The following is a 19,871-nucleotide window of genomic DNA, read 5'->3' on the forward strand; positions in this document are numbered from 1 at the left end:
GGTGCGGGCTAGCTGATCAGCGACGCGGACTGGGCCGCCGATGCCGGAAACGAGATCTCGACGCGCAGGCCGCCCGCCGGCTGGGCGGTCGCCTGGATGGAGCCGTGGTGAGCGTCCACGATGGCCCGGACGATGGACAGCCCCAGCCCGGCACCCCGCTGCCCGGTCCGCGCCCGGCCACCGCGGCGGAACGCGTCGAACAGGCCCTCGACCTCGTCCGGACGTACCGACACACCGCTGTTGAGCACCACGATCTTGGACAGCTGGGACGTGCCGCTGCCTTCGCGCGCCGTCTCGATCCGCACCCAGCCGCCGGGAACGTTGTAGCGGACGGCGTTCTCGACGAGATTGCCGATCACCCGCTCCAGCAGCCGCGGATCGCCGGTGGTCCGCACCGGCTCCCCCTCGGCGGTGATCGTGATGCCCCGGGTCGCGGCCTCGGCCTGGGCGGCGGCGACGGCGTTCGGAATCAGCTCGTTCAGCGTCACGACCTCGTTGAGCTCCAGCCCCTGTCCCTCGCGGCCCTGCAGCCTGGCCAGCGCCAGCAGGGCATCGACCAGCCGCTGCGCGCGGTTGGTGGCGTCGCGGACCACCTCGCCCATCCGGCGTAGCTCGTCCGGCGGGGCGTTCGGATCCGCCAGGGTCACGTCCAGCTCGGTCTGGATCACGGCCAGCGGTGTGCGCAGCTCGTGGCTGGCATTGGCGACGAACCTGCGCTGGCTGCCGAAGGCGGCGTCCAGGCGGGCCAGCATCTCGTCGAAGGTGTCGGCCAGCTCGCGCAGCTCGTCGTCCGGCCCGCCGAGGCTGATCCGCTCGCTGAGGGTCTTGGTGGAGAGCTGCTTGGCGGTGGCGGTGATGCGGGCGACGGGTCGCAGCGCCTGCCGCGCGAGCAGGTACCCGCCGATGGAGCCGATGAGGACGATGACCCCGAAGTACAGCAGCCCGTTGTTGAGCAGGTAGTGCAGGGCGCTCGTGCGCATCGCCGCGCGGGCTTCGGACGGGTTCCACATCGTGCGGACCTGGGTGGTGTTGTCGATGATGGTCACATCACCGGGATTCGGCGGCAACGCGATCTCGGTCAGCGCCCGGTCCAGCAGGATGTAGGACGTCGCCAGAAGTGCAGCGCCGATGAGCAGCACCAGGGCGCCGTACAACAGCGCCATCCTGATCCGCAGCGTCGGCTGCACCACTCTCACTGCTCGGTCGAGCTCCCCTCCGACTCGTCGTCCTCCGCGGCCGCTGTCACCAGCGTCGGGTCGACCCGGTATCCGGAGCCGACGACTGTTTCGATCACCGGCGGTTCACCGAGCTTGCGGCGAAGCGTCATCATCGTCACCCGCACCGTGGTGGTGAAGGGATCAGCGTGCTCGTCCCAGACCCGATCCAGCAGTTCCTCACTGGATACAACGACTCCGGCCGCCGAGAGCAACGTCTCGAGGACGCCGAACTCCTTGCGAGTGAGGTCGACATTGCGTCCGGAGCGCGTGACGGTCCGCTTGGACGGGTCCAGCACCAGGTCCCCGGCCTGCAGCACCGGCGGGGCGGCGGGTGTCGCCCGGCGGCCCAGCGCGCGGACCCGCGCCACCAGCTCGGCGAAGGCGAAGGGCTTGGCCAGGTAGTCGTCGGCTCCCAGCGCGAGCCCCTCGACCTTGTCCTCGATCGACCCGCTGGCGGTCAGCATGATGACCCGGGTGAGCACGCCCTCGTCGGTGAGCGAGCGACAGATCTCGTCCCCGCTCTTGCCCGGCAGGTCGCGGTCCAGCACCACCACGTCGTACCGGGTGGTGGTGGCCTTGCCGAAGCCCTCGTCGCCGTCGTAGGCGACGTCGACCGCCATTCCCTCACGCCGAAGCCCGCGCACGACGGCGTCGGCCAGTTGGGTCTCATCCTCAACCACGAGTACTCGCACGGGTGTCTCCGCCTTCTCCGGGAACCTCGGCCGGTGGTGTGGCGAGGGGTAAGCCAACAACGATCTCACGAAGGGTTATGTCGCGATGTTTAGCAGACGTCAGTCCGGGCGGTGCTCGGAGCGGCGAGACAGCTCGGGCGACGTCGTGAACACAGTCCCTTCCCCGCTCGCGGCACCGCCCCCGGCTTTGCCGTCAGCGATTCCACGGCCGAGCACCGCGGCCGCGAACTCGATCGTCCGCCGGGAGATGCCCCGTGGCGTGAGCCCGATCGCGGCGCGGACCTCGGCCACCTTGCCGTGGTCCAGGAACTCGACCGGGATCCCGATCTCGCGAGTATGGACCGTCGGACTCCCTTCCCGCAGGAACTGGGCGAAGCGGGAGCCCGCGCCGTTGACGACGACCCCGTCCTCGACCGTGACCACCACCCCGGCATCGGCCGCCAGCGCCGACAAGGCAGGCGGCACCGGGGTGACCCAGCGTGGGTCGACGACCCGGACGGTGTAGCCGGCCTCGGCGATCCGGCCGGCGGCCGCCAGCGCGTCGGCGGCCATCGCACCGACCGAGATGAGCAGGATGTCGACGGGACCGGAGTCCGGCTCGGCCAGCACGTCGACCCCGCCGGTGCTCCGGACGGCTGGGATGTCGGGTCCGAGCGCGGTCTTGGGATAGCGCAGCACCGAGGGCGCGTCGGCGATGTCCAGGCACTGCGCCAGGCCTGTCCGCAGGGTCTGCTCGTCGCGCGGTGCGGTGATATGGATGCCGGGGACGATGCCGAGCATGGCCAGGTCCCACATGCCGTTGTGGCTGGCGCCGTCCTCACCCGTCACCCCGGCGCGGTCCAGCACCACCGTGACGCCGGCCCTGTGCAGCCCGACGTCCATCAGCAGCTGGTCGAAGGCGCGGTTGAGGAAGGTGGCGTAGAGCGCGATGACCGGATGCAGGCCGGCGGCTGCCATTCCGGCGGCCGAGGTCAACGCGTGCTGCTCGGCGATGCCGACGTCGAAGCAGCGGCTCGGGAACTCCTCGGCGAAGGCACCCAGGCCGACCGGGTCGAGCATCGCGGCGGTGATCGCGACCACGTCGTCGCGCTCGCGGCCCTGCCGGACGATCTCGTCGGAGAACACCTTCGTCCAGCTGCGGCCACCGGAACTCAGCGAGACCCCGGTCTCGGGATCGAACGCGCCGCCGCCGTGCATGTGGTCGGCGAGGTGGTTCTCGGCAGGTGCGTAGCCGTAGCCCTTGCGGGTCACGCAGTGCACCAGCACCGGTCCGCCGAACTGCCGGGCCAGCCCGAAGGCGTGCTCCAGGGCCGCCTGGTCGTGCCCGTCGACCGGGCCGATGTACTTCAGGCCCAGGTCCTCGAACATGCCCTGCGGAGCGAGCAGGTCCTTCACCCCGCGCTTGAACCCGTGCAGCGCGTCGTACAGCGGGGGGCCCACCAGCGGCGTCCGCTCGAGGGTCCCCTTGACGTTCTGCAGCATCCGCTCGTACCCCGGGCGCAACCGCAAGCCGGCCAGCTGATTGGCCAGGCCGCCGATCGTCGGAGAGTAGGAGCGCCCGTTGTCGTTGACCACGATGACGACGGGACGGTCCGAACCGGCGATGTTGTTCAGGGCCTCCCAGCACATCCCGCCGGTCAGGGCGCCGTCGCCGACCACCGCCACGACCGGACGGCGGGCCCCCCGGACGTCGAAGGCCTTCGCCATACCGTCGGCGTACGAGAGCGCGGTCGAGGCGTGCGAGTTCTCGATCCAGTCGTGCTCGCTCTCCGCGCGGCTGGGGTAGCCGGACAGGCCGTCCGCCTGGCGCAGGCCGTCGAAGCCGTCGCGCCTGCCGGTGATGATCTTGTGCACATAGCTCTGGTGGCCGGTGTCGAACAGGATCGGCTCGGTGGGCGAGTCGAAGACCCGGTGCAGCGCGAGCGTCAGCTCCACCGCACCCAGGTTCGGGCCGAGGTGACCTCCCGTCCGGGACACCTTCCTGACCAGGAAGTCCCTGATCTCGATTGCCAGGAAGGCCAGCTCGTCGGTGCTGAGCTGGCGCAGGTCTGCTGGGCCGGAAAGCCGATTCAATACAGAGCTCACAAGACCGGAGCCTACTGGCTGTGCCGGAGTTGAGCCGGTGTGCCGCGCGATCAGGCCACCGGCCGCAGGACGGCGATGCATTCGACGTGGTGCGTCATCGGAAAGGCATCGAACGCGCGCAGGCCGGCCAGCTGCCAGCCCTCGTCCGTCGCGGTGCGGATATCGCGGGCCAGCGCCGCCGGGTCACAGGCCACGTAGACGATCGCCCGGGGCCGCGCCGGTCCGCTGCCGCCTGCCGCGGACAGCATCGCCGACATCACCTCGCGACCGGCACCGGTACGCGGCGGGTCCAGGACGATCACCGCGACCCCGTCCAGCTCGGTGACCGCCGCGGTGACCGCCGCGCCGGTGACGGCCGCTCGGCGCACCCGCGCCCACGGCAGGGCGGCGAGGTTGCTGGCGGCGTCGTGCACCGCGCCGCCGGCCGCCTCCAGCCCCAGCACCTGGCCGCTGGGGCCGACGGCACCGGCCAGGGCCGCGGTGAACAGGCCGGAACCGGCGTACAGGTCCAGCGCCTTCTCACCGGCAGCCAGCTCGGCGGCGGCGAGCACCTGCTCAGTGAACACGTCCGCTGCCCTTGGGTGGGTCTGCCAGAAGCTCCCGGCGGAAACCTCGAAGTGCCGGCCGCCGGCGGAGTACCGGAGCAGCTCGGGACCCGCCACGTGCTCGGTGCTCGTCCTGGTGCGTGTCCCCCGTCCGTGCTGCTGACCGGCGTGTTGCTTTCCGCCGTGTTGCTTTCCGGCGTGGTGCTTTCGGTCGCGGGACTGCCGGACGGGAACCTCGCGGTGGCTCAGCACTGCGACCTCCCCCTCGTCGTCAGCGGCCACCTCGACCTCGTCCACGCCGATCCACCGCGCGCCCAGCACGCTGCTGTCACCGACACCCGGGGCGCCGATCGGGCAGTGGTCCAGCGCGATGACCGTGTGCGACCGGTGCGCCCGCAGCCCCAGCTGCCCGTCGGGTGCCACCGCGAACCGGACCCGCCGCCGCCAGCCGAGCCCAGCCCGCTCGTTCCCGTCAGGAGCGCCGCTACCCAGCTCCTCGACGGTCACCGGCCATTCGAGGGCCGCCAGCCGCCGCAACTGCTCGGCGACCACGTGGGCCTTGAGCCCGCGCTGGGCGGCAAGTGCGACGTGCTGGAAGTCACAGCCACCGCAGCCGCCGGGGTGGGCGTACGGGCACGGCGGGGGCATCCGGTCCGGCGACGAGGCCAGGACCTCGACGGCGTCGGCACGGCAGAACGAACCGCCCCGGTCCTCGGTGATCTCGGCCAGCACGTGCTCGCCGGGAAGGGTGTGCCGGACGAAGATCACCCTGCCCTCGTGCCGGGCGACGCAGTGGCCGCCGTGAGCGACGGACTCGATCCGCAGCTCCACTCGGCGACCGAGCCAGCTCGGGTTATCCACGGGCGCGGGCCGATCCTGTTCGCTCACCGCTCCAGCGTATTCGGCGCCCGGCGGGTCCTCAGCCGGCCGGGCGACGGCGACCCGACTCGACGTCACCTGGGCTGACAGCGCTACCAGCCGCGGAAGTGTGTACCGTCGCGTGTCGTGCACATAGTCGTCATGGGCTGCGGTCGGGTGGGCTCAACTCTCGCGCACCATCTGCAGCGCCTCAACCACAGCGTGGCCGTCATCGACCAGAACCCGATTGCCTTCCGCCGCCTCGGCGACGGGTTCCAGGGCAAGACGATCGCCGGAGTCGGCTTCGACCGCGACACGCTCATGGCCGCCGGGATCGAGGGCGCCGACGCGTTCGCCGCGGTGTCTAGCGGCGACAACTCCAACATCATTGCCGCCCGGGTGGCCCGCGAGACGTTCGGCGTCGGCCACGTCGTCGCGAGGATCTATGACCCGCTGCGCGCCGAGGTGTACGAGCGGCTCGGCATCCCCACCATCGCCACGGTGCCCTGGACCGCCAACCGGCTCCTGAAGAACATCATGGGCGGCACCATCGACGAGGAGTGGCGGGATCCGACCGGCCAGATCGTCATGCTGCACGTGAACCTCGCCGAGGCGTGGGTCGGTGAGAAGCTCACGTCGTTCGAAGGGGCCACCGGCAGCCGGGTGGCGTTGATCAGCCGATTCGGCAAGGGCGAGCTGCCCACCGCACAGACGGTGGTGCAGGCGGGCGACGAGCTGCACGTGACCGTCACCGACGAACTCACCGACACCGTCCGCGCCGCCGCGGCGGCCGGCCCGACAGGAGGGCTGCACTGATGCGGATCGCGATCGCGGGAGCGGGGGCCGTCGGACGCTCGATCGCCCGAGAGCTGCTGACCAACGGCCACCAGGTGCTGCTCATCGACAAGGAGGTCTCCAAGGTGCGCCCTGAGCGCATTCCGGAGGCCGAGTGGCTGCAGGCCGACGCGTGCGAGCTGTCCAGCCTGGAGGACGCGCAGCTGGAGGACTGCGAGGTCGTCATCGGCGCCACCGGGGACGACAAGGTCAACCTGGTGGTGTCGCTGCTGGCCAAGACCGAGTTCTCGGTGCGCCGGGTGGTGGCCCGGATCAACCACCCCGCCAACGAGTGGCTGTTCAACGAGTCCTGGGGTGTGGACGTCGCCGTCTCGACGCCCCGGGTGCTGGCGGCGCTGGTCGAAGAGGCGGTGTCCGTCGGCGACGTGGTGCGGCTGTTCACCCTGCGCCAGGGTCAGGCCAACCTCATCGAGGTCACCCTGCCGGTCGGCGCCCCTTGTGCCGGCGTGCCGCTCCGCGACCTGGACCTGCCCTCCGACGCGGCGATGGTGGCCATCATCCGCGGCTCCAGGGTGATCGTGCCGACCCCGGACGAGCCGCTGGAGCCCGGTGACGAGCTGCTATTCGTCGCCCTGCCCGAGGCGGAGCCCGCCATCCGGCGTGCGGTCTGCGCCGCCTGAGCGTTCGTCGCCCGGCATGGGGCTGACGCCCGGCGTGGGGCTGACGACCGGCGTGTCCGGCGGCGTCACCGGTTCCATCGGTTCGAGAGTGCGACGCGCGCGCCGGACGATCCAGAAACATCCCGCCACCACCAGGATGTAGAGCGGAAAGCCCATCGCGATCTTGGCGACGGCGAGCAGCCCCGTCCGGTTGTCCTTGAACAGGCTCAGCTGGACGACCGCCCGGGCGGCGAACATCGCCAGGGCGGCGCAGGTCGCGATGTCATACGCCCGGCGCAGCACCGGGACCTTGTGCCAGCGGCGGCCCTCGGGCAGCGGCGACGGGTCGAGGAACTCCCAGATCAGGCCTACGAGCGGGCGTCGCACCAGCAGGGACGCCGCGAACACCACCGCGTAGGCCACCGCGCCGACGATGCCGACCAGAAAGAACCCGCGTGCCTGCCCGGTCCGGGCGGCGATGGCGGCCGCCACGGCTACGGTGAACAGCCCGGTCAGCGCCTGCTGGAGTGGCTGCCGGCGGACCAGCCGGTACCCCGCCACCACCACGCCCGAGATCAGCGCGACGATGATGGCCTGCCGCAGCCCGCTGATCGCATTGGCGATCACGAACACCACCGGCGGAATGGCCGCGACCACTGTTCCGGACCAGCCGCCCATCGCGCCCAGGAGCTGCTGCCGGGTGCGGTCGCGCAGCTCGCCAGTGGGCGGCGTGGTCATGCGCTGGTGGTCATGCGCTACGCGTCCGGGGCCGGATCGGACCCGGCCCCCTGCTGCTCGGCCAGTTCCTGCTCCGCCGCGGCCTGCGCGAGCTGGTCGGCCGCCTGCGGTGGCAGCCGCAGCGGAACCGGCTCGCGTACCGGCAGTGGATCGTTGCCGCGGACGACCACCAGCTGGCGGAACGTCTCCAGGAACGGCGTGGCCGCCTCGGCGTCGGAGTCGTCGGCAGGGCCGCCGGCCAACATGCCGCGCAGGAACCAGCGGGGGCCGTCGACTCCCACGAACCGTACCGGCGTGAACCCGCCCGGCGCGGGGAGCTTGCCGACGAGCTCGCCGCCGAACTCCCCCTCCTGCTCGGACACCGTGCCCCCCTGGGACGAGATGGACGCCTTGATCTCGGCGCGCACCTCGTCCCAGATGCCGTCGTTGCGGGGCGCCGCGAAGACGCCGAGCTGCATCTGGCCGGTCGGGTTGACCAGGGTGATGCCGGCAACCTGGCCGTCCTCGCCGACCTCGACGCGGATCTCCAGGCCGGCGTCGGCCGGAATCTGGAGCGCGCCCAGGTCGAGTCGATCGATGTCGTCGGACGGTGCGTCGACGACGTCGTACGGACCGGTGGTGGCGGCGGACTGGTGCGGCCGCCTCGTCTCCCACGGTGGGGTGGCATCGAGCTTCGAGCGCTCGGTGCGCTTCTCCTTGCGGCGCAGCGCCATTACTGATCGTCTCCTCTTAGGTTCTCGACACCGCGCGGGTGCACCGCCCGGCCCGGCCGCAGCGCGTGCGCGCCGCCGGTCGAGCCGTAACCCGCCGCGCCGCGATGGGACTCGGTCAAGGTGTCGGCCACGTCGAACCGGGCATATTCAACACGCTGGATGACCAACTGCGCGATTCGGTCGCCTCTTCGTAACTGAATCACCTCGGCCGGGTCGTGATTGATGACCAGGACCTTGATCTCGCCGCGATAGCCCGAGTCAATGGTGCCGGGGGCGTTGACCAGGCCCAGTCCGGCGCGCAGGGCCAGGCCGGAGCGGGGATGCACGAAGCCGGCGAAGCCGGTGGGCAACTCGACAGCGATGCCGGTGGGCAGCAGCGCCCGCTGTCCCGGTGCCAGCTCCACATCCACCGTGGTCACCAGGTCAGCGCCCGCGTCACCGTCGGCGGCGTAGCTGGGAAGCGGCACGTCCGGGTCCAACCGACGGGTCCGGACCACCACCGTGCAACTGCCCGCAGCGGCGGAACCGGCTTGCCCGGCTGGCGTCGAGGCCTCGGGCGCGGGAGTCTTCAGCGGTCCGATCGTCACAGAGCCAAAGGTTACGCTGATCGGGTGACCGAGCCCCGGACCGACCAGCCCCCGCTCGACGCCGACGCGCCGAATCGGCCGGCTTCCGAGGCCGCTGACGGCGACCAGATAGGCGGCCCGGTGGACGACGTCCAATACGTCGAGCGGCTGCGGACCCCACTGTGGTGGTACCCCGCGGCGGTTCTCGTCGGGCTGCTAATGGCCTCGGAATTCCTGCTCGCGTCCTCCGGCTGGATCACGTACCTGCCCTTCGCCGTGCTCGTTCCGGGCAGCGTGGCGCTGGTGTGGCGGTTGTCCTCGGCCACGGTCGCGGTGTCCGAGGGAACGCTGAGGATCGGCGACCGCAGCCTGCCGCTGACCGAGATCGAGCGGGGCATCGCCCTGAACCCCGCACAGCTGCGGATGCTGGTGGGCCGGCACAGCGACCCGCTCGCGTTCGACTTCATCCGGTCCTGGATCGGACCGGGCGTGCAACTGGTCCTGCGAGAGGCGCCGACCAGTGATCCTGCCGACAGGGAGCCGTACTGGGTGCTGTCCACCCGGCATCCTGATCGCCTACTGGCAGCTCTCGCCACCGGCCCACCGGCTGACTGACGACAGAGCCAGTTCCAGCGCACAGTCAGCCATCAGCCGAAGGGGTCCGCAGTGTCGCCAGGACGATTCGAAGGTCAGGTGGCACTCGTCACCGGGGCGAGCCGGGGCATCGGATTCGCGGTCGCCCAGCGGCTGGTCTCCGAGGGCGCACGGGTGTGCGTCACCGCCCGCAAGGCCGAGCCGCTCCAAGCTGTCGTGGCCGAGCTCGGTGGGCCGGACAAGGCCATCTTCGCCGCCGGCTCGGGCGCGGACGCCGAGCATCGCGCGGCTGCTGTCGAGGCCACGCTGGCGACGTTCGGCCGGCTAGACGTCCTGGTCAACAACACCGGTATCAACCCGACGTTCGGCCGCTGCTGGATGTCGAAGAGAGCGCCGCCCGCAAGATGTTCGACGTCAACGTGCTCGCCGCGCTGGCGTGGGTGCGGCTGGCGCACCGAGCCTGGCTGGCCGAGCACGGCGGCGCCATCGTGAACATCGCCTCGGTCGCGGGACTGGGCGCCTCGCCCGGAATCGCCTTCTACGGCATGACGAAAGCCGCGCTGGTGAACATGACGAAGCAGCTCGCGGTGGAGCTCTCCCCCGGTATCCGGGTCAACGCGGTGGCCCCGGCGGTGGTGAAGACGAAGTTCGCCGAAGCCCTGTACGCCCATGATGAAGAGGGCGTTGCGGCGCACTACCTGCTCAAGCGCCTCGGCGAGCCGACGGACGTGGCTGCCGCCGTGGCCTATCTCGCCTCCAGCGACGCGGCCTGGACCACGGCTCAGACTCTCGTCCTCGACGGGGGCCTGATCGGCGGTCTCTGACCGGCGGGTGAGCCGCCGTCCCGAGCAGCGGCCGCCGAGGTCTTTCAACGCGAGCCCAGCCCGAACGATCAGAGCTGGCGGAACCAGCGCTCCTCGTTCATGCCGCGCAGCTCCGCCAGCAGCGCCTCACCCAGTGACTTGGTCGCGCGGCGGTTCACTTCGGCCCCGGCCACGGCTCCGGCCAGGAAGGGCGCGAGGCTGGTGGTGCTGCGTCCGATCCGACGCAGCACCTGGCTGCGCAGCTCGCGCTTGGCCGCGGCGCCGAAGACCGAGCCGAGTCCCGCGCCGCCCACCTGGGGCGACACGGCTCGCCTGCGCACCCAGGACATCAGGTAGGCGCCGCCGCGCTCGGTGACGGTGCCCGGAGCGGGGTGGCCCAGGATCTCGTGCAGCTCGGCGACGAGCTTCAGCTCGACCGCCGTGACCGTCAGCATCTCGGCGGCCAGCTGCACCGGCGCGGCCAGCAGCAGCGGCGGACTGAGGAACTCCATCGCCGACAGGCCGCCCGAGGCAGCTCCGAGCGCGGCGGTGGCCTTGGTGGCACTGCGGATGATCCGCTCCGCGATCTCGACGTCGGACAGTCCCGGATTCTGCTCGCGCATCATCGCGGCGTCTCGGACCGGCACCCGCGGGGCGATCTCGATGATGAGGTCGACCAGCCAGCGGCCCGCCGCGACCGCCCGGATGCCCGAGCCGCGAGCGCTGGCGGTGAGTGCCGGGATGAGTGCCGCGAGTGCTTTCTCGCGTGCTCTGCGGTCCTGGGAGCCGTCGGGCGGTGGCGCGCTCGCCCGGGCGACCAGCTCTGCTATGTCCTCGTGCGGCATGACGCACTCCTCGCGTCGGCGGGAGGACGGCCGAAGACACTTGGCCGGCCACCCCGAAACGGACTGCCCGGCCAGGCTGTGAGCCCGGCCGGGCAGTGCTGAGCAACCAGTTACGCGCAGTCGCGGCAGATCGGTTGACCGTTCTTCTCACGGGCGAGCCGGCTGCGGTGGTGCACCAGGAAGCAACTGGAACAGGTGAACTCGTCATCCTGCTTAGGAAGCACCCGGACGGTCAGCTCTTCACCCGAGACGCTGGACAGGTCAGCGCCCGGCAACTCCAGCGACTCGGCGAGCTCGGTTTCATCGACGTCGATCGAACCCGACTGCGCCTCGGCCCGGCGGGCCTTCAGCTCCTCGAGCGAATCTTCGTTCAGTTCATCTACATCGCCCCGTCGGGGGGCGTCATAATCGGTGGCCACTGCGTGTCAACTCCTAGCTCAAGTGCACAAGTCCCGGCGATCCCGTTACCTGGACCACGGGTGGCGAGTTTGTCAGTCGCCGCCCGCTGGCCGCGGAACCGTATCGCGTTCCGCGTGCCGTCCAACGACCGGGCATGGCTACTCATTCCCGGGGCGTGTCCAGCTAGGCTGACGGCTCAACCCATAAGACGGCTCAGGAGGCGAACGGCCCGGTATGTCAGCGTCTACCTCACGCCGGCCGCTGCCCGCGATCGCCTTTCTGCTGGTCCTGTCCATTCTCACCGTAATCGTCTGGTGGCGGGTGCTGCACCGCCCGGACGCGGCGCCGCAGACCGCGGGTCCCACCCCCTCGCACTCGGCGAGCTGCGCGCCGGCAGCCAAGGCGCTCACGTTGCCCTCTCCCGGCGCGGTCACAGTGAATGTGCGCAACGGCGCGGACCGCTACCAGCTGGCCACCAAGGTCACCGGCGAGCTCAAGAGCCGCGGCTTCAAGGTCGGTCAGCCAGGCGACGCCCCACCATTGACCGGCACGGCCGAGATCCGGTCCGGCATCGCCGGCAGGCCGGGGGCCACGCTGCTCAGCTACTACGTCCCTGGCGCGAAGCTGGTGACCATCAAGCGCAGCGACACCAACGTCGACCTGATCCTCGGCTCGGGGTACAGCGTGCTGGCGCCACAGACGACGGTCACCAAGGCTGTGGCGAAGTCCCGCAAGCCCTGCTGAGCCCGCCGGTCGAGCCGGCTCAGCCGAACTCCCGAAGCCAACGGCAACTGATCGGTGCTGACCGAAGCCAGACCGGTGCTGGCCCTAACTGATGCCGCCCCTACTCGATGTCGGCTTTACTCGATGTCGGCAACGCCGAGGTCGGTCAGCAGCGTGAAGAACTCCTCCGCCACGTCGGGGTGCGCCGCCGCGATGAGGTGCGTGCCGGGCGGACGGCCACGGAGTCCGGACGTCCGTACGCCGGCTTCCTGGGCTATCAGCAAGCCCGCCGCGAAGTCCCATTCGCCCAGGGGGCCCTCGTAGTACAGGTCCACCCAGCCGGCCGCGAGATAACACAGGTCCAGCGCCGCCGAGCCGAGCCTGCGCAGGTTGCCGACGTGCCCGAGCAGCTCCCCGGCGGCCTTGCCCTGGCGGGCGCGCCGGGCAGCGTCGTAGCCGAACCCGGTCGCGACCACGGCCTGGTCCAGCGGTACCGCCCGCGGCCCGGACAGCCGCCGGCCCCGCAGGTACGCGCCCTCGCCCAGCGCGGCGGAGAACAGGTCGCCCGAGGATGGATTCAGGACGCAACCCGCCACGGTTCGTCCAGCGACCTGAGCGGCGATCGACACCGAGAACTGGGGCAGCCCCAGCATGAAGTTGACGGTGCCGTCGATGGGGTCCAGCACCCAGCGCACGGGCGCGTCGACGCGCGCCTGCTCACCGTACTGTTCAGCGGCCTGCTCACCGCCCTCCTCGCCGAGCACCGAGTCGGCCGGACGCAGCCGCGCCAGCTCGTCACGGAGCATCTGCTCGACCGCCCGGTCGGCGTCGGTCACCACATCCGTGGCGGAAGATTTGGTGCTGACCGAGAAGCCCGCGGCACGGCGGCCCAGCATCAGATCGCCGGCCTTGGCAGCCAGTTCCACGGCCAGGTCGCGCAGTTCGACCGGGCTGGCGGAACCGCCGTGCGGCAGCTCGGACACGCGGTCTGTCATCTGCACTCTCTTCTGCACAGGCGGGCCGATAGGGTTCACGACAATCAACCTAGTCAGCGGAGGACAGATGACCGCGCCAGCGTCAGATCAGCCAGTCGCACCCGGCGAGGCGGCCTTCGGTGTCGACATCGGCGGCAGCGGCATCAAGGGCGCCGTAGTCGACGCGGTGACCGGTGAGCTGCGGACGCAGCGGGTCCGGATAGCGACGCCCCGTCCCTCGACTCCGGACAACGTGGCCGAGGTCGTCGTCGAGCTCGTCACCAGGGCGAAGTGGTCCGGGCCGGTGGGAGCGACCTTTCCTGCCGTCATCAAGCGAGGCGTCGCTCGGTCGGCGGCGAACGTCGACGAGTCCTGGATCGACACCGACGTCGACGCGGTCTTCTCCAAGGCGACCGGCCTGGAGGTGACCGTGCTCAACGACGCTGACGCGGCCGGCATCGCCGAAGTCCGATTCGGTGCGGCCAAGGGCGTGCCCGGCCTCGTGATCCTGTTGACGTTCGGCACCGGGATCGGCAGCGGCATCTTCCTCGATGGCCAGTTGGTGCCGAACTCCGAGTTGGGCCACCTGGAACTCGATGGCCATGACGCCGAGTCCAGGGCGGCCGCTTCGGTCAAGGACAAGCAGAAGATGTCCTACAAGCAGTGGTCCAAGCGGGTGCAGACCTACATGTCCCACGTCGAGGCGCTGTTCTCCCCCGACCTCTTCATCGTCGGTGGCGGGGTGAGCAAGGACGCTGACCGGTGGGTTCCGCTGCTCAATCTGCAGACGCCGGTACGGCCGGCGCAGCTGCTCAACAACGCGGGCATCGTCGGCGCGGCAATGGCAGCGGTGGAGCGCGGCGCCGACTAGCTCTGGCTACAATGGAGCGCGCAGGGCACGGCACCAATGAAGGCATCGACGTCGCAGAGCACGGCTCGATTAACCCCAACGGCTGGCTGACCCCACACATTTTCCCGCGCGCACACCATCTCGCACGGCCGGCCCGGCTGGGTCGCGCCGCCACGGTGTGCGATCACTGTATGAAAGGGCATACGTGGTTTCCAGCGAATCTTCCGAACAGCCGCAGGTCAGTGCGGCTGCGACGGCGAGCAGAGTGGTGACGAAGTCGGTCGCCGCTCCAGCGAAGAAGGCGCCGGCCAAGAAGGCTCCTGCCAAGAAACCGCCGGCCAAGAAGGCAGCGGCCACTCCCGTTGCGGTCGGCGGCGAGCCCGCGGTCGACGCCGAGCCGACCGACATCCCCGCCGATGTCGAGCTGGAGGACGTTCCGGTAGACGTCGAGGCGGACACCGAAACCGAAGAGGCCGGCGATCCCCCGGCCGAGGCCGAGTCGTCGGAGTTCACCTGGGACGAAGAAGAGTCCGAGGCCCTGCGCCAGGCTCGCAAGGACGCCGAGATGACGGCTTCGGCCGACTCCGTCCGGGCGTACCTGAAGCAGATCGGCAAGGTGGCACTGCTCAACGCCGAAGAGGAGGTCGACCTGGCCAAGCGCATCGAGGCCGGCCTGTACGCCTCCGAGCGGCTGCGCCAGCTCGAGGTGGCGGGCGAGAAGCTGCCGCTGCAGCAGCGACGCGACCTGAACTGGATCGTGCGTGACGGCGAGCGCGCCAAGAACCACCTGCTGGAGGCCAACCTGCGCCTGGTGGTGTCGCTGGCCAAGCGCTACACCGGCCGCGGCATGGCCTTCCTCGACCTGATCCAGGAGGGCAACCTCGGCCTGATCCGGGCGGTCGAGAAGTTCGACTACACCAAGGGCTACAAGTTCTCGACCTACGCGACCTGGTGGATTCGCCAGGCGATCACCCGGGCCATGGCCGACCAGGCCCGGACCATCCGCATCCCGGTGCACATGGTCGAGGTCATCAACAAGCTGGGCCGCATCCAGCGCGAGCTCCTGCAGGACCTCGGCCGCGAGCCGACGCCCGAAGAGCTCGCCAAAGAAATGGACATCACCCCGGACAAGGTGCTGGAGATCCAGCAGTACGCTCGTGAGCCCATCTCGCTCGACCAGACCATCGGCGACGAGGGTGACAGCCAGCTCGGTGACTTCATCGAGGACAGCGAAGCCGTCGTAGCGGTCGACGCGGTGTCGTTCACGCTGCTGCAGGACCAGCTGCAGTCGGTGCTGCACACTCTTTCCGAGCGCGAGGCCGGCGTCGTCAAGCTGCGGTTCGGCCTCACCGACGGCCAGCCGCGCACCCTCGACGAGATCGGGCAGGTGTACGGGGTGACCCGTGAACGCATCCGCCAGATCGAGTCCAAGACGATGTCGAAGCTGCGGCACCCGTCCCGGTCCCAAGTGCTGCGCGACTACCTGGACTGAGCCGTCCGCTGCCGAGCCTCTCCAGCGCCCGGCCGCTCGCCCGCGCCTGCTGCCTGCCCTCGGACGTAGTTCGGCCCCAAGCAGCGTCGGACCGCCGCGCGAGCACGCACGGCGGTCCGACCCGATTACTCTGCGCGGCGGCGCAGCTTGGTTCAGCCGGAGACGGGTTCTCTCGACTTGCCCGGCAGCAGCACGCTCGCTACTGCGGCTCCAGCCATGAGACAGGCACACAGCGCGAATCCGAACGTGAACCCGGTCGAGGTCGCGTCAACGACACGGTGGCCCGAAGCAACCTTCTCCACCGTCTTCGAGGCGGCCAGCGTCGCGATCACAGCCAACCCGATCGCGCTGCCTATGGTTCGGGTGACGTTGGCCATGCCCGAAGCAAATCCCATGTTCTCTGGAGCCACCCCGCTGATCGCGGCCATGTTCATGGGAATGAAGGTGAGGGCCAGGCCAGGGCTGACTACCAGCGACGGCAGGATGACATCGCTCCAGATTCCCCCGCCCGGTGTGATTCGCGCGAACATGATGAGGCCGGCCGTGGCTATCGACGAGCCGATAAGGATGACGGCCCGGATGCCGATCTTGGGAATGAGAGCAGGCGCGACGAAGGCACACGCGGTAAGCATCCCGGTCAGGGGCAGGTAGCTCAGACCGGTCTTGAGCGCCGAGTAACCCAGAACCTGCTGCTCGTATAGCGACAGGCAGTAGAACATCGCCAGCAGCGAGGCTCCGACGAAGGCCGCCACAACGTTCGCCCCGCTCACCGCACGGCTATGGAAAATCGAGAAGATGACCAGCGGCTGCTTCGCCACCTTCGCTTCGTAGGCCACGAAGGCAACCAGCAGAGCCAGCGCAGCGATCAGCAGGCTCAAGGTCCGGTTGGAGTCCCACGCGTGATCCTGCGTTTGAACGCAGGCATAAACCGCAAGGCTTGCTCCCGCGGTCACCAGGATGGCGCCCAAGACGTCGAAGCCCTTGGCGCTGGTCCGCTTTCCATCAGCCGGCAGGTAGTGCTTGGCTCCCCACAGCAGCAGCAAGGCGATCGGAAGGTTGATGAAGAAGATCCAGCGCCAGCCGGGGCCGTTGGTGAAAAGGCCACCCAGGATCACGCCGACTGACGTGCTGATTCCGGTCGTAGTTCCCCAGACACCAAACGCCTTGTTGCGCGCTTTTCCTTCGGGAAAGGTGGCTGCGATCATCGCCAGCGTCATCGGGGAGACGAACGCTGCCGACAGGCCCTGGAGCGCACGTCCACTAGAAAGCAGCCCAGCGTTGCCGGCCACTCCGGTCACCAGAGAGGCCAGCGCGAACACGGTGATGCCAGTCGTGAAGACCCGGCGCTTGCCGAACAGATCTCCTGAACGCCCGCCCAGCAGCAGGAATCCACCGAACAGCACGGTGTAAGCGCTGACTACCCACTGAAGTCCGCTCTCGCTGAAGCCGACGTCTGACTGGATCGCCGGCAAGGCAACGTTCACTACCGTGATATCAAGCGACTCGATCAGTTGAGCGAGGCACAGGACGAAAAGGGCCCAGGTGTATTTCGAGGTCCAGACGAAAGGTGGAGCTTCGGACGGTGTCTCGCCCGTCGCGTCTGTTGCGTACGAGGTCAAGTAACTCTCCTATGAATAGGGGTGATCGGGGGCTCAACAGGAAAGCAACGTTTTACCGATTACATCACGACCTTCAACAGCAGCATGCGCATCGGCTGCGCGCTCCAGCGGGAAAATCTGCCCGATAACAGGCTTCAGCCGGCCGTCAGCCGCTTCAGCCAAGGCAGCCGCGCTCAGGGTGTTGCTCTCGCTGGGTGACCGGAGCTGTGCGCCGCCGACGACGGTTACTCCCCGCAATACGATGTCGCGCACTGATGCCTCGGTGTAGGAACCACCGGCCATGCCGAAGACGCTGAAACGCGACAGGGGCGGGGCGATGTCGAACACCGACCTCCCGACTTCGCCACCGACGCCGTCGAAGACAATGTTGAGGCCCTGGTGTTCGACAGTCTTCTTCAACTGCTCGGTCCAGCCCTCGTCGCGGTAGTCGATCGTGACATCGGCACCGAGCGAGCGTGCGTGCTCGCACTTGCGCTGACCGCCGACCAGGGCGATAACGCTGCTAGCCCCCGCCGTCTGCGCCAGTTGAACAAGCAAGCCGCCGACGCCCCCAGCGGCAGCGGTGATCAGGACGACTTCGTCCTTGGCGAGGCGGCTTGCCCTCAGCACCGCCAAAGCGGTCCGACCATCGGCGAGTAACGCCACCGCATTACCGGCTGGCGTTCCATCAGGAACCGCAATGACCATGCCCTGATTGACAACTACCCGGTCGGCGTACCCGCCGGATCCACCGGTCGGTGTCACTACCCGGGTCCCGACGAGGGCCGAGTCCAGTCCTGAGCCGACCGCGGAGATGGTGCCTTCCACTCCGTTGCCCGGCAGGTAGGGCGTCGGCGGAAGCGGCCCCGACCATGGCGGCCGTCCAGCTCGGACCTGGGTCTCGACGAAGGTGACGCCGGCGAACTCGACCTCGATCAGCACCTGGCCGGGGCCAGGCGTCGGATCGGGAACCTCTTCGAGCTGGAGCACATCGGGCGGCCCGAACTGGGTCAGACGAATCCTGTGCATAGAACGGCTCCCTCGTTTACGGAGCGTTTTACTCCGGTTGCGGAAACTGAGTGTAGCGCTCCGTTTGAGAAGTAACAATCACCGCCGCGATCGCTGGCTATACTCGGCCGTGTGACACGTCGTAGCAGCAGGGAGACAGCACGCCCCATTGGAGTCCATGAGCAACCGGCCGTTGACCGCCTCCGAGGGCGCCAGGCCGAAGCAGCAGTCAACGACACCCGCGTCCTGAACGCGGCACGTGAGATCTTTGCCACCGCGGGCTGGGAGGCGCCGGTATCGCTGGTTGCGCAGCGCGCAGGGGTAGGCATGGGTTCTCTCTACCGGCGCTATGGCAGCAAAGAGAATTTGCTGCGCCACTTGTGCCTGCTGTCACTGCAGCAGATGGTGACCGAGGCCGAGACCGCCCTCAACGACTCAGCCGGCAGCGACTGGCAGAAGTTCGAGTCCTTCGTACGCAGTTGCGTGTCCCACCGGGCTGGAGCGTTCGGACCCATCGCCGGTCACCTGCCCCCGAGCATAGAGATGACTCGAGCGGCCGAGCGGGTGAATCACAGGGTGCAGCAGCTGGTCAGGCGCACCCAGCGAGCCGGTGCCCTTCGGTCTGACGTGACCCCGGTCGACGTCTACCAGCTGCTCGAGCTGTTCAGCCGGAGCGAGCGGGTTGTGGGGCCCGCGCCAAGCCAGGGCGCCGCGTCCGATCTGCAGACGATCAGGCACGAACGGATCCTGACGGTCCTCCTTGCGGGATTCCGTCCAGAGGCCGCAGCGGTCCAGCCGCTGCCGCGAGCTACCAGCTGGCGCAGTTACCGGGCACGGTGGGTCACTCCGGCGAGCGAACGCCCTGACCCGTCCTAGCCTCCGTGCACCGGGCGCGCGCTCAGCTGGGTGACGTCAGATCTGCTGTCGAGATCGAGCGAGGAATCCTCGCGCAGGATCGCATTGTGCAGAGCACGGATTCGGTAAGGCGGATCCAAGCCCATCTCTTCGCCGAGCAACTTGTGCAGCCGCCGATATCCGTCGAGTGCTTCGCTTCTACGGCCGGCCCGGTACAGCGCCACCATCACCTGCGCGCAGATGTCCTCCCGCATGGGGTGCTGCAAATTGAGCGCGAGCAGTTCACCGGTGACTTCGGCGTGCTGGCCCAGCTGCAACATCGACTCCATCAGGATCACTTGAGCCGCCATCCGGTTCTCTTCCAACCGGGTGACCTCTACCAGCAGCAGCGGGCCCGGATCGATGTCGACCAGAGCAGGCCCGCGCCAGAGAGCAAGCGCACTGCGCATTATCTCCGCCGACTCACGGTAACGCCCGAAGTTGAACGCGACGGCTCCTCGCTGGCGCAGCTTCTCGAATTCAGCCGCGTCCACATCGCCTGGATCAAGAATCAACTGGTACCCACCGGGCCGGGTAACAAGGACCTTCTTAGGATCGCATCGGGTCGGATCCGTGCTACCTTCGCGCACCAACCGGCGCAGCTGAAGCACGTAGGTCTGCAGCGTGGTCCGTGCGCTCGGCGGCGGCCACTCGGACCACAGCTCTTCGACTATCGAACCTACCGCAACGATGGAAGGGACCTGACCCCGAGTAGTGGACACGCTCAATCCCTGCTTCGGTGGGGTGGAAGCGAGATGATCCACTCATGGCGAGGAAGAACTACTCCGAGGAGTTTCGCCGCGACGCTGTCGAGTTGTATCGG

The 19,871-nt window shown here is 69.0% G+C and carries 20 protein-coding genes and 1 pseudogene; 8 read left to right on the top strand and 13 right to left on the bottom strand.

Annotated features, from left to right (window positions below; genetic code table 11):
- Positions 1-8 precede the first annotated feature (8 nt).
- From RM423_RS05105 to RM423_RS05120, 4 genes are all read right to left on the bottom strand, one after another.
- Positions 9-1,190, bottom strand: coding sequence for a sensor histidine kinase (locus tag RM423_RS05105; protein ID WP_311421920.1), 1,182 nt, complete (start codon positions 1,188-1,190; stop codon positions 9-11).
- A 2-nt stretch (positions 1,191-1,192) separates the two neighbouring features.
- A complete protein-coding gene (locus RM423_RS05110) occupies positions 1,193-1,909 on the bottom strand; it encodes a response regulator transcription factor (protein WP_311421921.1) in 717 nt (238 codons plus the stop codon).
- 99 nt (positions 1,910-2,008) lie between these two features.
- Entirely contained in the window at positions 2,009-3,994 is a 1,986-nt protein-coding gene (gene dxs, locus RM423_RS05115; RefSeq protein WP_311421922.1) for a 1-deoxy-D-xylulose-5-phosphate synthase, read from the bottom strand.
- 50 nt (positions 3,995-4,044) lie between these two features.
- Complete coding sequence (locus RM423_RS05120; RefSeq protein WP_311421923.1) at positions 4,045-5,427, bottom strand: class I SAM-dependent RNA methyltransferase; 1,383 nt, start codon at positions 5,425-5,427, stop codon at positions 4,045-4,047.
- Positions 5,428-5,544: 117 nt separating this feature from the next.
- Between RM423_RS05120 and RM423_RS05125 the strand changes: the two genes are divergently transcribed.
- Both RM423_RS05125 and RM423_RS05130 read left to right on the top strand, forming a co-directional pair.
- Positions 5,545-6,213: a potassium channel family protein gene (locus RM423_RS05125; RefSeq protein WP_311421924.1), complete on the top strand. Its 669-nt coding sequence runs from the start codon at positions 5,545-5,547 to the stop codon at positions 6,211-6,213.
- A complete protein-coding gene (locus RM423_RS05130) occupies positions 6,213-6,872 on the top strand; it encodes a potassium channel family protein (RefSeq protein WP_311421925.1) in 660 nt (219 codons plus the stop codon). The genes RM423_RS05125 and RM423_RS05130 overlap by 1 nt, the downstream gene beginning before the upstream one ends.
- Here the strand turns inward: RM423_RS05130 and RM423_RS05135 are convergent.
- The 3 genes from RM423_RS05135 to dut are packed head-to-tail and all read right to left on the bottom strand — an operon-like array spanning position 6,813 to position 8,802.
- Positions 6,813-7,589: a DUF3159 domain-containing protein gene (locus RM423_RS05135; RefSeq protein WP_311421926.1), complete on the bottom strand. Its 777-nt coding sequence runs from the start codon at positions 7,587-7,589 to the stop codon at positions 6,813-6,815. The two genes, RM423_RS05130 and RM423_RS05135, sit on opposite strands and share 60 nt — an antisense overlap.
- 17 nt (positions 7,590-7,606) lie before the next feature.
- Positions 7,607-8,302, bottom strand: a complete 696-nt coding sequence (locus RM423_RS05140) for a DUF3710 domain-containing protein (protein WP_311421927.1) — start codon at positions 8,300-8,302, stop codon at positions 7,607-7,609.
- Complete coding sequence (dut, locus tag RM423_RS05145; protein ID WP_396327605.1) at positions 8,302-8,802, bottom strand: dUTP diphosphatase; 501 nt, start codon at positions 8,800-8,802, stop codon at positions 8,302-8,304. The genes RM423_RS05140 and dut overlap by 1 nt, the downstream gene beginning before the upstream one ends.
- A 111-nt stretch (positions 8,803-8,913) precedes the next feature.
- Between dut and RM423_RS05150 the strand changes: the two genes are divergently transcribed.
- Positions 8,914-9,483, top strand: a complete 570-nt coding sequence (locus tag RM423_RS05150) for a DUF3093 domain-containing protein (protein ID WP_311421929.1) — start codon at positions 8,914-8,916, stop codon at positions 9,481-9,483.
- Between the two features lie 51 nt (positions 9,484-9,534).
- Positions 9,535-10,286: pseudogene (locus RM423_RS25420) on the top strand (SDR family oxidoreductase).
- A 68-nt stretch (positions 10,287-10,354) separates the two neighbouring features.
- Here the strand turns inward: RM423_RS25420 and RM423_RS05165 are convergent.
- Together RM423_RS05165 and RM423_RS05170 are read right to left on the bottom strand one after the other, a co-directional pair.
- Positions 10,355-11,110, bottom strand: coding sequence for a hypothetical protein (locus RM423_RS05165; RefSeq protein WP_311421932.1), 756 nt, complete (start codon positions 11,108-11,110; stop codon positions 10,355-10,357).
- A 110-nt stretch (positions 11,111-11,220) separates the two neighbouring features.
- Positions 11,221-11,529, bottom strand: coding sequence for a DUF4193 domain-containing protein (locus RM423_RS05170; RefSeq protein WP_311421933.1), 309 nt, complete (start codon positions 11,527-11,529; stop codon positions 11,221-11,223).
- A 214-nt stretch (positions 11,530-11,743) separates the two neighbouring features.
- Here RM423_RS05170 and RM423_RS05175 point away from each other — a divergent pair, with 214 nt between their 5' ends.
- A complete protein-coding gene (locus RM423_RS05175; RefSeq protein ID WP_311421934.1) occupies positions 11,744-12,253 on the top strand; it encodes a LytR C-terminal domain-containing protein in 510 nt (169 codons plus the stop codon).
- A 116-nt stretch (positions 12,254-12,369) separates the two neighbouring features.
- Here the strand turns inward: RM423_RS05175 and RM423_RS05180 are convergent, their stop codons facing one another.
- On the bottom strand, positions 12,370-13,227 hold the full coding sequence (locus tag RM423_RS05180; RefSeq protein WP_311421935.1) for an inositol monophosphatase family protein: 858 nt from the start codon (positions 13,225-13,227) through the stop codon (positions 12,370-12,372).
- Positions 13,228-13,294: 67 nt separating this feature from the next.
- Here RM423_RS05180 and ppgK point away from each other — a divergent pair, with 67 nt between their 5' ends.
- Together ppgK and RM423_RS05190 are read left to right on the top strand one after the other, a co-directional pair.
- Complete coding sequence (ppgK, locus tag RM423_RS05185) at positions 13,295-14,077, top strand: polyphosphate--glucose phosphotransferase (RefSeq protein WP_311421936.1); 783 nt, start codon at positions 13,295-13,297, stop codon at positions 14,075-14,077.
- A gap of 157 nt (positions 14,078-14,234) precedes the next feature.
- Positions 14,235-15,548 (top strand): RNA polymerase sigma factor, encoded by a 1,314-nt coding sequence (locus RM423_RS05190; protein WP_449555805.1) that lies wholly within the window; start codon positions 14,235-14,237, stop codon positions 15,546-15,548.
- Between the two features lie 152 nt (positions 15,549-15,700).
- On the opposite strand, the gene RM423_RS05195 is transcribed toward RM423_RS05190, so the two are convergent.
- Together RM423_RS05195 and RM423_RS05200 are read right to left on the bottom strand one after the other, a co-directional pair.
- Entirely contained in the window at positions 15,701-17,167 is a 1,467-nt protein-coding gene (locus RM423_RS05195; RefSeq protein ID WP_311421938.1) for an MFS transporter, read from the bottom strand.
- Positions 17,168-17,200: 33 nt separating this feature from the next.
- Complete coding sequence (locus RM423_RS05200; protein ID WP_311421939.1) at positions 17,201-18,088, bottom strand: zinc-binding dehydrogenase; 888 nt, start codon at positions 18,086-18,088, stop codon at positions 17,201-17,203.
- A 198-nt stretch (positions 18,089-18,286) separates the two neighbouring features.
- Between RM423_RS05200 and RM423_RS05205 the strand changes: the two genes are divergently transcribed.
- Positions 18,287-19,030, top strand: coding sequence for a TetR/AcrR family transcriptional regulator (locus RM423_RS05205; RefSeq protein WP_311421940.1), 744 nt, complete (start codon positions 18,287-18,289; stop codon positions 19,028-19,030).
- On the opposite strand, the gene RM423_RS05210 is transcribed toward RM423_RS05205, so the two are convergent.
- Positions 19,027-19,659 (bottom strand): AfsR/SARP family transcriptional regulator, encoded by a 633-nt coding sequence (locus RM423_RS05210; RefSeq protein WP_311421941.1) that lies wholly within the window; start codon positions 19,657-19,659, stop codon positions 19,027-19,029. The two genes, RM423_RS05205 and RM423_RS05210, sit on opposite strands and share 4 nt — an antisense overlap.
- Positions 19,660-19,871 lie beyond the last annotated feature (212 nt).

Origin of the sequence: Jatrophihabitans lederbergiae, from assembly GCF_031845305.1 — a bacterium.
Classification (GTDB): domain Bacteria; phylum Actinomycetota; class Actinomycetes; order Mycobacteriales; family Jatrophihabitantaceae; genus Jatrophihabitans_A; species Jatrophihabitans_A lederbergiae.